Source organism: Planktothrix sp. PCC 11201, assembly GCF_900009135.1.
Classification (GTDB): domain Bacteria; phylum Cyanobacteriota; class Cyanobacteriia; order Cyanobacteriales; family Microcoleaceae; genus Planktothrix.
On record NZ_LT797701.1, the window covers coordinates 175100 to 190491 of the forward strand.

At 41.5% G+C, this 15392-nt stretch carries 15 protein-coding genes and 1 CRISPR repeat array (1 of these 16 cut by a window edge); of the genes, 11 read left to right on the forward strand and 4 right to left on the reverse strand.

Annotated elements, in window-relative coordinates:
* Nucleotides 1-70: 70 nt before the first annotated feature.
* Nucleotides 71-862: an HAD family hydrolase gene (locus tag PL11201_RS11070; protein ID WP_079678680.1), complete on the reverse strand. Its 792-nt coding sequence runs from the start codon at nt 860-862 to the stop codon at nt 71-73.
* A gap of 152 nt (nt 863-1014) precedes the next feature.
* Between PL11201_RS11070 and PL11201_RS11075 the strand changes: the two genes are divergently transcribed.
* From PL11201_RS11075 to accD, 4 genes are all read left to right on the forward strand, one after another.
* The gene (locus PL11201_RS11075) at nt 1015-1278 is read left to right on the forward strand and encodes a hypothetical protein (protein WP_079678682.1); all 264 of its coding nucleotides are present in this window, start codon (nt 1015-1017) and stop codon (nt 1276-1278) included.
* Nucleotides 1279-1306: 28 nt separating this feature from the next.
* Nucleotides 1307-2110, forward strand: coding sequence for a prepilin peptidase (locus PL11201_RS11080; protein WP_079678684.1), 804 nt, complete (start codon nt 1307-1309; stop codon nt 2108-2110).
* 6 nt (nt 2111-2116) lie between these two features.
* The gene (locus PL11201_RS11085; protein WP_079678686.1) at nt 2117-2338 is read left to right on the forward strand and encodes a hypothetical protein; all 222 of its coding nucleotides are present in this window, start codon (nt 2117-2119) and stop codon (nt 2336-2338) included.
* 135 nt (nt 2339-2473) lie between these two features.
* The gene (accD, locus tag PL11201_RS11090) at nt 2474-3436 is read left to right on the forward strand and encodes an acetyl-CoA carboxylase, carboxyltransferase subunit beta (RefSeq protein WP_079678687.1); all 963 of its coding nucleotides are present in this window, start codon (nt 2474-2476) and stop codon (nt 3434-3436) included.
* A gap of 157 nt (nt 3437-3593) precedes the next feature.
* On the opposite strand, the gene PL11201_RS11095 is transcribed toward accD, so the two are convergent.
* Nucleotides 3594-4829 carry an RNA-guided endonuclease InsQ/TnpB family protein gene (locus PL11201_RS11095; protein ID WP_234996666.1) on the reverse strand — a complete coding sequence of 412 codons (1236 nt, stop codon included), beginning with the start codon at nt 4827-4829 and terminating at the stop codon, nt 3594-3596.
* A 129-nt stretch (nt 4830-4958) separates the two neighbouring features.
* Between PL11201_RS11095 and PL11201_RS11100 the strand changes: the two genes are divergently transcribed.
* Both PL11201_RS11100 and psbV read left to right on the forward strand, forming a co-directional pair.
* Nucleotides 4959-5147: a translation initiation factor IF-2 gene (locus PL11201_RS11100; protein WP_079678689.1), complete on the forward strand. Its 189-nt coding sequence runs from the start codon at nt 4959-4961 to the stop codon at nt 5145-5147.
* A gap of 208 nt (nt 5148-5355) precedes the next feature.
* Nucleotides 5356-5847, forward strand: coding sequence for a photosystem II cytochrome c-550 (psbV, locus tag PL11201_RS11105; RefSeq protein WP_079678691.1), 492 nt, complete (start codon nt 5356-5358; stop codon nt 5845-5847).
* 485 nt (nt 5848-6332) lie between these two features.
* Here psbV and petE read toward each other — a convergent pair whose 3' ends face one another.
* Entirely contained in the window at nt 6333-6737 is a 405-nt protein-coding gene (petE, locus tag PL11201_RS11110) for a plastocyanin (protein WP_255377615.1), read from the reverse strand.
* A gap of 66 nt (nt 6738-6803) precedes the next feature.
* Between petE and PL11201_RS27330 the strand changes: the two genes are divergently transcribed.
* From PL11201_RS27330 to PL11201_RS11125, 4 genes are read left to right on the forward strand one after another with little or no spacing between them, the layout of a single operon-like run.
* Nucleotides 6804-6938 carry a hypothetical protein gene (locus tag PL11201_RS27330; RefSeq protein WP_255377616.1) on the forward strand — a complete coding sequence of 45 codons (135 nt, stop codon included), beginning with the start codon at nt 6804-6806 and terminating at the stop codon, nt 6936-6938.
* Nucleotides 6905-7153 carry a TIGR02450 family Trp-rich protein gene (locus PL11201_RS11115; protein WP_079678695.1) on the forward strand — a complete coding sequence of 83 codons (249 nt, stop codon included), beginning with the start codon at nt 6905-6907 and terminating at the stop codon, nt 7151-7153. Before PL11201_RS27330 ends, PL11201_RS11115 begins: the two co-directional genes overlap by 34 nt.
* Nucleotides 7140-7775, forward strand: a complete 636-nt coding sequence (locus PL11201_RS11120; RefSeq protein WP_079678696.1) for a hypothetical protein — start codon at nt 7140-7142, stop codon at nt 7773-7775. Before PL11201_RS11115 ends, PL11201_RS11120 begins: the two co-directional genes overlap by 14 nt.
* 48 nt (nt 7776-7823) lie before the next feature.
* Nucleotides 7824-8072: a hypothetical protein gene (locus PL11201_RS11125; RefSeq protein WP_079678698.1), complete on the forward strand. Its 249-nt coding sequence runs from the start codon at nt 7824-7826 to the stop codon at nt 8070-8072.
* Between the two features lie 132 nt (nt 8073-8204).
* On the opposite strand, the gene PL11201_RS11130 is transcribed toward PL11201_RS11125, so the two are convergent.
* Nucleotides 8205-8882 (reverse strand): SDR family oxidoreductase, encoded by a 678-nt coding sequence (locus PL11201_RS11130; RefSeq protein ID WP_079678700.1) that lies wholly within the window; start codon nt 8880-8882, stop codon nt 8205-8207.
* A 180-nt stretch (nt 8883-9062) separates the two neighbouring features.
* Here PL11201_RS11130 and PL11201_RS11135 point away from each other — a divergent pair, with 180 nt between their 5' ends.
* A complete protein-coding gene (locus PL11201_RS11135) occupies nt 9063-10985 on the forward strand; it encodes a PP2C family protein-serine/threonine phosphatase (protein WP_079678702.1) in 1923 nt (640 codons plus the stop codon).
* A gap of 262 nt (nt 10986-11247) precedes the next feature.
* Nucleotides 11248-15392: a CRISPR direct-repeat array (repeat unit 37 nt; unit sequence GTTGAAATGCCTTATAATCCCTTTCAGGGATTGAAAC); it runs 1183 nt beyond the window's last position.

Here is a 15392-nt window from a genome sequence, read left to right on the forward strand (position 1 = left end):
CCTTATCTGGGGTAATACTTCTGGCTATTTCATGTCTGTATTAAAATGTTACAACCTATTTAGGATTGCTCTATTCAACAGTCAACCAGGCTGAAAATTCCTGGCTAAATTTAGACAAAGATAATAAATGAATAGTTGAAGATTCCGAAGCTAAATCCCGTTCTTTTTGGATATTATAACCCCAATTTGCTAAAAATAATTGAACGTTGTTTAAATCCGGTTTTTGTGTCACCGATAATAAGGTTTGTAAGCGATCTTCAATAAACCAAATATGCGGAGTCGGTTCAATACTTGCTAATAATTCCCGTATAATTTCATATTTAGGGCGTTTATAGCCTTTGCCAAAAATTTGGTTTTCAGGAATAGTAATTCCTTGTTCTTGGAGAAGCGATCGCACAAATCTTTCCTCTTTTGTAGTAATAATATAAACAGGAAAACCATCTTTAATTAAAGGTTTAATCCGTTCAATCACACCCGGATAAAACCGATGTAATCCCAACCAACCAGATAAATCCGTATTAATCCATTCATCCCGAACCCTATCTAAATGGGGGCCAATTATTTCCGCTTTTAATTGTTCTTCCTGAATAATATTGTGAGCAATTTGTGACCAATTCTGTAAAATTTCAGTTTCCGAAATTCCCAAAACCAAAGCCCGAATTAAAACAGGCATTTCCCAACCAATTTCAATCACCGGACGGGTTCGATAGAATAAAGGAGCTAATTCTTCCGGTGAAACCCCGGTCGGAATCGACCAAAGTTGACAATAGGTTCGCCAGGCGGTTTGAAAATATTCCAGCAGTCCGTCACAAAGAACCCCATCAAAATCTAGTGCCAGTAAAGTCGGTTGATCGTTTATCATAAAACTTTAATTTAAAATTGACAATTTGGGAATTAACCTGTAAGGGCAGGTTCGGTGAGATTTTTGTTAATCACCTAAACCTTAATGAACCCGCCCCTACAAATAAATTAACACCGTTTTTTTCCTCTAAAATTTGTAATTGAGGGTCTACCATGGTACAAGCCTTACAACTCCAAACCGAATTTCTGGCTAACCCTCAAACCCTCTCCCCTCAGCTTAATGCCGACTTAATTAGGGTGGCTAAACAGATCTATCATGCCTATGTAGAAGTCCACGCCCAACGAATGCGGCGGCCATCGGGGGTAGCCATCAATCCTAGCAATCATCGTAGTTGCTTATTATTTTCCGGTCAACCGATTTTGCTCCCCGGGGAATATTTTATCCCCTTTGAACAGATTGAAGCCGATTTGTTTTAACCACCCAAGTCAGAAATCAAGATCAAGCATGAATATCATACTGAGTTTACCTGCCTATTTAATTGTGTTTGCCCTGGGAGCATCGATAGGCAGTTTTCTCAACGTCGTGATTTATCGAATTCCGGCGGGTTTATCCATACTGCATCCCCCCTCTCGCTGTCCCCACTGTTTAACCCGGTTGAGCCCCTCAGAAAATATTCCCGTTTTCGGTTGGCTATGGTTACGGGGACGTTGTAAACATTGCCATGCACCGATTTCGAGCCGCTATCCGATTGTAGAAGCGACTACGGGACTTTTATTTTTAGTCATATTTTTGAGCTTTTCCACCCTTCCCCAGATCTTTGGGTATTGGGTATTATTCAGTTGGTTAATTGCCCTATCCCTGATTGACTTAGATACCTATACCCTGCCGAATGTTCTCACCCAGTCGGGGTTAGTCCTGGGTTTGGGATTTCAACTCAGCCAGTCCCCATCCCCCAGTTACGGGTTAATCACGGGGATCATTGGGGCGGTTCTGGGTTTATGGTTATTTGACATCATATCCTTTGTGGCAACCCTGGTCATAGGACAAACGGCCATGGGAGCCGGAGATAGTAAACTAGCAGCGATGATGGGGGCTTGGCTAGGGTGGAAATATTTACTCGTAGCCGGATTTATAGCCTGCTTATTCGGGGCTGTGGTGGGAGGAGGAGCGATCGCATTCGGTTTGATCAGTCGCCGTCAACCCATCCCCTTCGGCCCCTTTCTCGCCCTGGGTGCGACTATTACGGCCCTCTGGGGGCCTCAAATCCTCTCCACCTATCTGGGTCTATTTTTTCCCCTTGTCAATTGAAATACCATGTCTTGGATCACCATTCAAACAACGGCTCTGCGATGGGAAGCCGAATTAATGCAGCAAGTCCTAGAAGCCCAGGATATTCCCACCCGGGTGATTGGCTTAGGGGTATGTTCTTCCCTGGGGATGGGCAGCCCGGTAGGGCTACAAGTCCCCCTAGCCCATCGATGGGAGGCATTACTCCTATTAAGTCCCATCGATGAAGAATTAGAATCCGTAGATTAAACGTTAAGACTTGCTATCTATCGTTCTATCATGGTATAGATTTTGAATTTAATCCTGGGGCGAACGGAAATCCCCCAATTTCCCAAGGCCTCGCAGTCTTAAAATTAGAAACAGCAAAAGTCAAAACAATTTTTAATGTCCCTATTTGATTGGTTCGCAAATCGGCGCAAATTATTACCGAGCAATCCTGAACCCCAGGAACGGGAAATTGCTGATGGGCTATGGGTTAAGTGCGAAAAGTGCAATGCTTTAACTTATGCCAAAGACCTACAAGCCAATAATAAGGTTTGTTTAGAATGCGGTCATCATTTCATGGTCAATAGCGACGAGCGAATTGGGCAATTGATTGATCCGAATACCTGGATGGCCTTAGATGCCGAAATGTATGCGGTTGATCCCCTAAAATTCCGCGATCGCAAATCCTACAGTGACCGACTGCGAGAAACCCGGGAAAAAACCGGATTATCCGATGCGGTACAAACTGGAATTGGGTTACTCGAAGGTGAACCCGTAGCCCTGGGAGTCATGGACTTCCGGTTTATGGGCGGCAGTATGGGTTCAGTGGTTGGGGAAAAACTCACCCGACTGATTGAACATGGCACTAATGAAAACTACCCTGTGGTGATTATTTGTGCCTCTGGAGGCGCGAGGATGCAGGAGGGAATGTTAAGTCTGATGCAGATGGCGAAAATCTCCGCCGCCTTGCACCGCCACCGCAAATCCCGACTGCTGTATATTCCCGTCCTCACCCATCCCACCACCGGCGGGGTGACCGCTAGTTTTGCCATGTTAGGGGATATGATTTTAGCCGAGCCGAAAGCAACTATTGGTTTTGCCGGAAGACGGGTCATTGAACAAACCCTAAGAGAGAAGTTACCCGATGACTTCCAAACCTCAGAATACCTATTGAATTATGGGTTTGTGGACGCTATTGTTCCCCGTACCCAACTCAAAAAAACCCTGGCCCAATTGATTCGTCTGCATCGTCTTCCCCAAACGTCTGGGCCTTTATCCCATACGGCTGAAGTTATCCCCCTAACTTCGGGTCATGCACCCGTAGATTTATCTCAGGGTGTCTCACCCTCTAAGTCTGTCTAGCGGCAACTGTTGATCGGTGTTCCGTGGCGATCGCGATCAAATTGTTGGTTTTCATAAGATACCAAAGGTTCCTTTGACATCCACCCCGCCGTAAAACAGGCGGGGATTCCATCTATTTCAACAAATCAACCCTTCGACCGTTCGACTGGCTCACGGCTCAGGAGACAACTGCTGAAATTCTGGACGGGTTGACGCTTCGCCGAGATGTGCTTTCTTTGCAGAAAGTCTTACCTTCTCTCCACGTCCGTTTAGAGTCTCCGTGCATCCCTCCGGCGACTAAAATATTAATTGCAGCGTTAATATCTCGATCATGAAAAGTGCCGCAATTCAAACAAATCCACTCTCTAACATTTAGCTCTTTTTTGCCACCTTTAAAACCACAACAAGAGCAAGTTTGAGAAGTAGGAATCCATCTATCAATCACTCGAAAATCCCGCCCGTACATGACTGATTTAGCTTCTAACATAGTTCTAAAACTACGCCAACCTAAATCGCTAATAGCACGGGATAGTTTTCGGTTCTTAATCATCCCTGACACATTCAAATCTTCTAAGACTATTGTTTGATTTTCACGAATAATCTTAGTTGACAGTTTATGTAAAAAATCATTCCTGGTATCAGAAATTTTAGCATGAAGTTTAGCTAGTTTCTTTCTAGCAACTTCCCTCCTTTTACTGCTACTTCGACTCCGCTCAGTACAGGCCTTCTGTTTCCTTGACAAATTACGCTGTAATCTCCTTAAACGCTTTAACTGTTTTTTTAAAGGTTTAGGTGATTTAACTTTTTTACCGTTACTTAGTGTAGCAAAATCAGTGATTCCTAAATCAATTCCTACGGAATTTTGATTTTCAGGTAATTGTTGAGGATTAAACTCAACTACAAAGCTAACAAAGTATCGATCAGCACTATCTTTAATTAGGGTAGAACTAGAAGGGGCTGCGGGTAATTCTCTACTCCAAATCACTTTGATATCACCTATTTTAGCTAGGTGAATGTAATCAGAATTAGGATAGAGTTTAAAACCGTTATCCATAAATCTAGCTGATTGCTTAGATTTACGTTTCTTGAATTTAGGAGGTTTAACTTTTTTACCTTTTCTTTGCCCTTTACAGGATTTAAAAAAATTTGAATAAGCCTGCTCTAAATCTCTTAAAGACTGCTGCAAGGGAATAGAGGAAACTTCTGTTAACCATTGCTTTTCCTCGGTTTTCTTGAGTTCTGTAAGTCTTTTAGAAAGTTCATTACTAGAAGGTTTTTTGTTTCCGTTTTGATACTCTTGTTGGCAATATGCTAAGGCATCGTTAAAAACCACCCGACAGCAACCGAACAATTGGGATATCAGGCCCTTTTGTTGGTCAGTTGGGTAGATTCTGTACCGATACCTGACTTTCATTGTTTTTGTTGCTCACGATCACTTCTTTAGTATACTCTAAAATAGAATAAAAAGCCGTCGTAGAAAGACGGGGTTTTAAACCCATTTTTCTGATAATTTTTGATCAAGACCTATTGTTTAAACAGACCTATGGGTTTTGCCGACCTGTCCATCACAGAAATAGCAGAGGACTACAATCTCCCCGTTGAGGCTGTACTCCAACTGTGTGACCAATTGGGAATTGACTATCAACATTCTCAAACCCGTTTAGCCCTGGAGGATGCCAAGGCTTTGATGTCTAAAATCACAGCCCAACGTCAGTCCCCAGAGTCCCAATAGTTCAATCACCGGTTAACCCTCTGTGAAATTATATTTCGGAAACGGTGAAAAGTGGTAAATAACAATAGACGATTGACAAATGCCGATCAGCTAATCACTGGGTTCAGGGACATTCAATACCTGAACCAAAACTAAACTAACTTCTGTTCGCGGATCAAGCCAAGACTGGATTTAGCTTTTAATCACTAACTTAGTCATAAGGAGAACTATGCTAAAAAGATACTTTTGGCTGGCAATAGCCACTGTATTTTTCACCTTTCAACTGTTTGTCACTAATGCCAATGCGGTAGACTTGACCCAAGAACTTCGGACTTTGCCCCTAAATGACCAGGGCCAAACCGTTGTTCTAAGTGAAAAACAACTGAAGAAGGGCAAAAACCTATTTAATAAGGCCTGCGCTTCCTGTCACGCTTTAGGGATGACCAAAACCAATCCTGATATTAACCTCAGTCCTGCAACCTTAGCCGGGGCATCCCCTTCCCGCGATAATATTGTCGCCCTGATCGACTTTATCAAAAATCCCACGACCTATGATGGGCTGGAAGAAATTTCTGAAACCCACCCCAGTACCAAGAGTTCAGATATTTTCGTTGTCATGCGAAATCTGACGGAAGATGATTTATATAATCTGGCTGGATATCTATTATTAGAACCCAAAGTTCGTCCTGAACAATGGGGTGGTGGTAAATACCTGCGCTAACATCAGTTAATCGTTGACAGTTTTAGACTTTAGGTTTTAGGTTAGGGATGATTTTAAGGTTTTAGCTATCTCTATAACAGGTGGCGCAACTCAAGCAAAATTATCTTAAATTTAAAATCTAAAGTCTAAAGTTTTAAGGGACTATAACTATAGAAATCCCGTGCACCGCCTGTAGGAAAAAAACTTGAAGTTTTTTGTTTTCCTCCCCATTCCGGTGCTATATATAAAAAAAACTGTAGGGGCGGGTTCACCTAAATTTTAGCCAATAACAATTAACCGAAATAAACCCGCCCAACCCCACAGTTAAATTTTGGTAAAATTGGGCGGGTTTATAGATGTTTTGGTTAGGTGCATTGAGATTTAGGCGAACCCGCGCCCCTACAAAAATATAAAGACATTTGGGCAGTCTCTTGTTAGTTTGATTACTAACAAAAAACCACCCAAAATTAATGATTAATTCAAGAATTAAAGTAACTGGACTCTAATTATTTTTTCAGAACAATTTCACCGGTCATACCCGCGCCACGGTGGGGTTCACAGTAGTAGGAATAGACACCAGCAGGCATATCATCGGTGAAGGCAACTTCAAAGGACTCACCCGGTTTTTGAAGTAATGCTTTATGGGAAAGTTTCACCGCCACATCTGCATCGGGAGATTTGGATTTATCAAAAACTGCATTATGGGGAGGGAGTTTGTTATTGACAAATTTAACAACATCACCCGGTTTGACTTCTACTTTGCTCGGATCAAATTTTAACATCCCCGAATCAGCACCCATTTTAACAGTAAAGGTTTCTGCGGAGGCTTGACCCACACCAAAAACAAAGGTGCTAATCATTAAAAAGGCCACAGACAAAACTAGGGCGACCCGCTTGGACACTGAAACCATCTGATTCATAACTTGCCTCTAAAAAATATAACTTTCTAAGCGTTAAGGAACATCCTACCATAAACTATGACAACCTGTCGTATTGAAAAACAACCTTGGCAAGTGGGCAAAAAATCTGTCACAATCTTTAACAATTACTGTTATCGTCCCGTGCCCCAATCTCAACAATGGCAAAAAAGCAAAAATTCCCCTATCTATTAGGGTCTAAATGGACAGCAAATCAAAAAACCTGGGGTTGGAGGCATTTCCAAGTCGCAAACCGCAAAAATCAAGGCAAATGGGTATTTGCCGAAATGGTGGCATCCTGTGACCCCAAGGTGAGATTTTGGTTAAATGCCCAACAACTTCAAGACCGGGCTTTATGGCAACCCGGATGGCAGTCTACCCAGGAATTAGAAGACCTTGAATCACTTTAAATCCACCCCTTCCCCCCAACTTCAGGCGACCCTTGAGCTTTTGCAACAAGCGACCCAAAACCTGCAAGACCTGTTACAAAACCCGGTTTCCCAAGACCATCACCATGAGGTGATTAACCAGATTGAAAGTCAATTAAATCAGGCATTAATTAGCTTAAAAACAACGGACAATCCCCCGAATTTAGATCATATTCCTCCCGAGATTTTAAAACAAATAGAAAGTTTAGAAATTCCCTGGGAAAGTCTGGATATTCAGAGGGCTTTGTCTAACCATCATTTGAGTCAAATTATCGGAATTATCACCGAAATTAATAATAAATCGGAACAAATTAGAAACAGAAAAGACTATTTTCTAGCCCGTCTTCCCCAAATTCCCATCGAAAAATTAGGCCCTAGGGTTCCTGTTGTGACGGCGGCGGATTTTTTACCCGATTATCAACCTTTACCCCCAGATAAAAAAGAAGAATTAAAAGCTAAATATCATATTGATCACCTGATTCAAAAACGCCAACAATCTCGTTCTTCTTTATTTGAAAGAATTAAACAAGCTGAAAAAATGATTGCGCCTCAAGTACAACCTTTAGAAAACAATCCAGATTTTGAAGATGATTTGCCTTTTTAAGAATTCAGGTTATAATAGAGCTATATCCTGATTTATAAAAGAGTGAAGATGTCTAAGTCCGACCCTAAAAATCCCTCCAATTCCGCTCAGTCTGGAGATGGTTTAGAAATTGTTAGTATTAGTATCGATGAACTGCAAGCAAAAACTTCTAATTCCGAAAGTTTATCTCAGGATAAACTCGATCAAGTTGCGGAAAATATTAATGCCAATTTGGAAAATAATCAAGATTCAAATTGGCAAGTTAAAAATAGTTGGGATGAAACGAGAATCCAGGTTAATTTAGATTTAAAAAACTAATAAACTTCTCAAAAACCCTGTGATTGCTTCGTTTCACCCGCAATGACAGACTTACAAATTTTACCGCCTAAATCTAAATTTGGTATTAAATTATGGTAGTTACCATAACACTTAGAATTACTGAATTTAGATTTAACTCAAATTCAAAATTTCAAAATCCGATTGTCCGTAGGTCATATTCCGGTCAATAGCTGAGAGAATCCTATGATTGGCTACCTCTGAACATAAACAATCACAGACCAATTGAGCCACATCAGCCCGATGAATTGTTCCCGCTATCCGGTAATTTTCCGTTAATACGCCGTTTCCGGTGGCGGGTTCAGACTTCAGCCCCCCCGGACGAATAATCGTGTAATTCAGCCCACTATTAATTAAATGCTGTTCTGCTTTTTCCTTTTCCACCAAAACCGATTTTAAGGTTTCTAGGGCTTGGGGAGGCAGGGCTACCACACTTTCTCCACTGCCAATCGAAGATACAAGAATAAACTTCCCGACGCCAGCTTTCACCGCCGCGTCAATTAAATGTAGATTCCCTAAATAGTCCGCCCGCTCCCCATCTTTGGGTAAACCGCCAATGGTACTAATCACCGCCGAAATTGGTTCTGGGCCGAATATAGCCTGTTCAACGGCAGTTATATCCAGGGCATCCCCCATCACCACCCGCACCCCCAGGGCCTCCAATTCTGGGCGAGTATCCGGTGTTCTCAATAGGGCTTTGACGTTTATCTGTTGGTGGCGGAGGAATTTGACCACTTCTCGCCCGACACCGCGACTTGCACCCGCAACAAAAATATAAGATTCTGTGTTCATCAATGTTAAGGTTTTAATAATTGGTACTTTCTATGTATTATAAAACTTTGTTGCCGTTCTCACTTTTTGAAGATAGTGAATTTTAAGTCTTCCCGTTTATTTCTATAAATCCATAAAAGCTACAATCCCCTTATATTATTAACCTTTCTACGATTAAGTCCCCTATTAACTGTCTTAGCCGTGTCCTTAGAAAAATTATTTCAAATTAGCACCTCGGCGCCGCCGCCGATTCATTGCACTAACCCCGCCTGTCCCCAACCGCCTAACTCCTTGGGGCATCGAATTTGTGAAACTTGCCAAACCCCCCTCACCTATCGATATTTGTGGGCGACAGGTTCGGGGGCGAGTCAAATTCAACCCGGTCAGTTAGTGGGAAATCGCTATTATGTTACTTTCCCCCAGGTTTGGTTAGATACTAAACCTGGTGCCCCACCGATTTTGCCCGATATTCTTTCAGAATCGATATTATCCTATTTATATTTATATCCCCATCATTTGCATATTCCTGGGGTGTTTGGGGTTTATCCCTTGGGTATTCCCCCAGAAGCGACGGAAACCCTACTATTAGATAACATTCCCGTCGATAGTCGGGGTCAACTCCTTCCGACTTTGGTGGAAGTTTGGCCGAAATCCTCCGCCGTGCGTCAGGTCTATTGGTTATGGCAAATGCTGCAACTGTGGATACCCTTAACCGAACAGGGGGCGGCTTATAGTTTGTTTGTCAAGGAGAACCTGCGGGTGGACGGTTGGCGGGTGCGGTTGCGAGAATTACATCAGGGCAAGGTGCAACCGACCCAACGAGATTTAGCAGAATCTTGGGTGGCATTGATAGAAACAGCCCATCCGACTATACAGTATCGTTTACAAACTATTCACCAATTAATGCGTCGCCAGGAGGACTGCTTAAAAGAGGTGGCGAGTCAACTGAATCAATTATTGATGGAACAGGCGGCTCAACTCCCCTTACATTTGGCGGTAACGGGACTAACGGATGTGGGGGTCAGACGTTCAGAGAATGAGGATAGTTGTTATCCAACTATTTCTGATGTGCGGAATTTTCATCTTTATCCAAATGATAAATTAATTCCCCATTTAAGCATTGTTTGTGATGGGGTGGGCGGTCATGATGGTGGTGAGGTGGCGAGTCAATTAGCAGTACAGTCTTTAAAGCCTTTAATTCATAGTTTGATGGCAGAAATTTCCCAGCAAGAGGAGTTAGCCCCACCGGAATTAATTATTGAACAACTGCAAGAAATTACCCGAGTTGTTAATAACGTTATTGCTGCCCAAAATAATGAGCAGAGGCGAGAATTTAGACAACGGATGGGAACAACCTTAGTCATGGCTTTACAGTTACCTCAGAAAGTAAAAACCCCCGAAGGTATTGAGTTAACCAATTGCCATGAATTATATCTGGTGAATGTGGGGGATAGTCGCGCCTATTGGATTACTCAGAATTCCTGTCAACAATTAACTGTTGATGATGATGTGGCAAATCGGGAGGTTTGTCACGGTCGGAGCTTATATTGGGATGCTGCTCAACGGTCAGGTTCGGGAGCTTTAACCCAGGCTTTAGGAACCCGGGAAGCGGAGTTTTTACGACCAACGGTACAACGATTTATTATTGAGGAAGATGGATTATTATTATTATGTTCCGACGGATTAAGTGATAATCAACGGGTGGAACAATGTTGGCAAGATTTTTCGGCTTCAGTGTTAAATGGAGAACAATCTTTAGAATCGGCGGTACAGGGATGGATTGACATTGCCAATGATAAGAATGGTCATGATAATATCTCGGTTGTACTCACCTATTGTGGGGTATCTCCGCAAAAATTAGTATTACTAGAAACGCCTCATCTACCGACAAAAATGGAATCTTTGGAGTCTGAACCTACGGCAGCATCTAAGGTTTTATTATATGATGAATCTATTCCTGAGCCAGAGGTTCAGCCCCCCTCCAAGTCAATGTCTAAGTGGAAGGAGGTAGTTTTTATTTTGAGTTTATTTGTGATATTTATTGCCGGGGGTTTTGCGATTTGGTGGCAAATTCGTCAGTCTCAACTGCAATCCATTCCCAGTCAACCCACTCAGACACGCTGATGGGGCCCAATTTCCGACAACCTATAGCTGTTCAAAATAGAAGGGGAAATTTTGGGTCTGAAAGGTTTATCTGTTATGGGTTTGAGATGTCTTAAGGCGGTAAGGAGGTTGTCAGAATTCCTGAATGCTTTATGGGAAGAGGGTTTCAGCCTTTTTTTGTTTTTGCCCGTTGACAAGTTGATGGCTGAAATGATATATTCGATTCAGGTTGTCGGAATCGTACCTCGAAAACTAAATATATCAAGGGTTCCAGAAGCCCGCTGTTGAAATGCCTTATAATCCCTTTCAGGGATTGAAACCAAATACAGACGGGGGTAAATGATAAGCAGAAATTAAAGTTGAAATGCCTTATAATCCCTTTCAGGGATTGAAACAGCTGCGATCGCCTCCAACTCCTTCCAGAATCCGGTTGAAATGCCTTATAATCCCTTTCAGGGATTGAAACCAACATTATAGATGGCGGGAAATTTGGCAAAAAGTTGAAATGCCTTATAATCCCTTTCAGGGATTGAAACACCCCTTGGCTACCAGGTAAGGGAACTGCTATATCTGTTGAAATGCCTTATAATCCCTTTCAGGGATTGAAACTTAATCTCAAAGAAGATCCAAGCATTGCTGCATTGTTGAAATGCCTTATAATCCCTTTCAGGGATTGAAACGGAATGCAGACAACTAACATACAGGGAATATAAAGTTGAAATGCCTTATAATCCCTTTCAGGGATTGAAACCAGCAAATTCAGTCAGATTACAAACCCTCTCCTTAGTTGAAATGCCTTATAATCCCTTTCAGGGATTGAAACGTGCCAACCGAAGTGAGTTTGGATTCCTTGATTGGCGTTGAAATGCCTTATAATCCCTTTCAGGGATTGAAACGGGGAAAGCGCAAGGCAAAATGGTCGGGTTCAGAGGTTGAAATGCCTTATAATCCCTTTCAGGGATTGAAACAGAGTCCCAACCTTCACAGCAGGGAAGGGATTTAGGTTGAAATGCCTTATAATCCCTTTCAGGGATTGAAACAACCAATCCCCGCAATAACTGGTCAGAATTTCTGGTTGAAATGCCTTATAATCCCTTTCAGGGATTGAAACAGCTCAAAACCCCACTTCCGGATTAAAGACCGGACGTTGAAATGCCTTATAATCCCTTTCAGGGATTGAAACATTCAGTTTGGTGACAAAGTTCCCGAAAAGAATCAGGGGTTGAAATGCCTTATAATCCCTTTCAGGGATTGAAACGCCATGAACGAACAGGGGAAGTATATTCTAATAACTCAGTTGAAATGCCTTATAATCCCTTTCAGGGATTGAAACACTCCCCAATAATCATTTGGCGATCGCCTTTTTGGTTGAAATGCCTTATAATCCCTTTCAGGGATTGAAACGCTACCTTGGATTCAAATGCCAAGATCCCAAAAGTTGAAATGCCTTATAATCCCTTTCAGGGATTGAAACTACTTTATGCAACAAATGAATATATCAATTATGAGGTTGAAATGCCTTATAATCCCTTTCAGGGATTGAAACATCTGACAAAATATGTGATCGCTGTGATTGGAGTAGTTGAAATGCCTTATAATCCCTTTCAGGGATTGAAACGTTACTAATTCAAATTCCTGTCTGGCTTGTTCCGTTGAAATGCCTTATAATCCCTTTCAGGGATTGAAACGGGTTTTATATCACCAGAGAACCTTGTAATCGTGAGTTGAAATGCCTTATAATCCCTTTCAGGGATTGAAACATTGCTGCATACCATAGCTGCAATGATAGGATATCTAGTTGAAATGCCTTATAATCCCTTTCAGGGATTGAAACATTGCAGCCGAAACATTAGCGCTACCATCAAAACGTTGAAATGCCTTATAATCCCTTTCAGGGATTGAAACTAATCAGTACGATTTAGGGGAGAAAATAACTTATCTTGTTGAAATGCCTTATAATCCCTTTCAGGGATTGAAACCAAAAAAATCCGAGTTCAGCCGACAAAATTAATTGGAGTTGAAATGCCTTATAATCCCTTTCAGGGATTGAAACCCCAGGGGGGTGGATCGCGTTCCTTTCCTTATACAGGTTGAAATGCCTTATAATCCCTTTCAGGGATTGAAACCAATACCCCAAACTGTCCAGCTTACTGATTTAGGTTGAAATGCCTTATAATCCCTTTCAGGGATTGAAACCGGCTTGCAATTTTTGAGCCTTTTTCTTCATTTCGGAGTTGAAATGCCTTATAATCCCTTTCAGGGATTGAAACCGGCCACTGCCCCGGTGAGGTAACAGGTAACTGTTGAAATGCCTTATAATCCCTTTCAGGGATTGAAACCCATTTGCAGCCCATCGCTTTGATTTGCTCTTTGTTGAAATGCCTTATAATCCCTTTCAGGGATTGAAACAGATCCTTTTAGCTGTGAACAAGCTAATCAAATTGTTGAAATGCCTTATAATCCCTTTCAGGGATTGAAACGTGCTTTGGAGTTTTCGAGCCAAACCCGAACAGGGTTGAAATGCCTTATAATCCCTTTCAGGGATTGAAACCTCTTTAACAGAAGCAAAACTCAAATCCTGAACTGTTGAAATGCCTTATAATCCCTTTCAGGGATTGAAACTTGCCATAATTGCGGAGCCAAATCACCCCGCCCGGTTTTCTGGTTGAAATGCCTTATAATCCCTTTCAGGGATTGAAACATTAACAATCTTATATCAATATCCACTCGCAAGGGTTGAAATGCCTTATAATCCCTTTCAGGGATTGAAACGGACTTTGGATTAGAACAGGAATTGTCGGGGCTTGTTGAAATGCCTTATAATCCCTTTCAGGGATTGAAACGTTTAAGTCCATAAACCATTCTCTTTTTACTGGTTTGTTGAAATGCCTTATAATCCCTTTCAGGGATTGAAACTTGTTTGTAGGGTTTGAGGGCGGCTTGGAGTTCTCGTTGAAATGCCTTATAATCCCTTTCAGGGATTGAAACTCATCGGCAAAAAATTCATCAACCGCTTCTGCTGTCATTTGTTGAAATGCCTTATAATCCCTTTCAGGGATTGAAACATGGTCATAATAGAAAAAACCCTGAACAGCAACGGTTGAAATGCCTTATAATCCCTTTCAGGGATTGAAACGGCTCTCAGTTCACGAATCTTTAGCCAAGGAATATGTGTTGAAATGCCTTATAATCCCTTTCAGGGATTGAAACACCTCCTGACGATCAGCTAAAGGAAGAACTCTGCGTTGAAATGCCTTATAATCCCTTTCAGGGATTGAAACACTTGATTAAATTTGTTTTAATGCTGTTTGTTTGGTTGAAATGCCTTATAATCCCTTTCAGGGATTGAAACCAACATTAAGCGAAGAGGCTTACTTCAATGAACTCACAGTTTCGTTGAAATGCCTTATAATCCCTTTCAGGGATTGAAACGGGTGTAGGCAAAAGGATTCTTGATTGATATTGTCGTTGAAATGCCTTATAATCCCTTTCAGGGATTGAAACATTATTTTCTCCTTGATTACTTCCAAAAGCTATGAGTTGAAATGCCTTATAATCCCTTTCAGGGATTGAAACCATCTTCCTGACATCAAACTTTATAGTGCCTGTGTGTTGAAATGCCTTATAATCCCTTTCAGGGATTGAAACAGTTATCTTGAGGGGGATTTTCACCCCCTCGGATTTGTTGAAATGCCTTATAATCCCTTTCAGGGATTGAAACTTCCCACTGCGATCAATTCCTTCAAAAACTATTAGTTGAAATGCCTTATAATCCCTTTCAGGGATTGAAACTAGATGCAAGCCTGTCAGACCTCAAGGTGATAAGATTGTTGAAATGCCTTATAATCCCTTTCAGGGATTGAAACATCCTAGAAGATTTTGAATCAGCCCCTTCAAATAGGTTGAAATGCCTTATAATCCCTTTCAGGGATTGAAACGAACTCTCAATAATTCCCGCTAAAATATCTTCGTTGAAATGCCTTATAATCCCTTTCAGGGATTGAAACATTAACAACTTATTAATCAAGATGACACAAACAGGTTGAAATGCCTTATAATCCCTTTCAGGGATTGAAACGAAAAAATCCAGGATGGAAAAACGAACCGCTTATCGTTGAAATGCCTTATAATCCCTTTCAGGGATTGAAACATTCTTTTCAACCAAGAAAGATGCCAACGGTAATCCCGTTGAAATGCCTTATAATCCCTTTCAGGGATTGAAACTATAAACCTACTCCCGATGGAAGTTTCCTATATTGTGTTGAAATGCCTTATAATCCCTTTCAGGGATTGAAACAAGAATATTATAGATGTCTTGAAGAATATCAAGAGGTTGAAATGCCTTATAATCCCTTTCAGGGATTGAAACAACGCAAAACTAGATTCTCTAAGCAACAACATCCTGATGTTGAAATGCCTTATAATCCC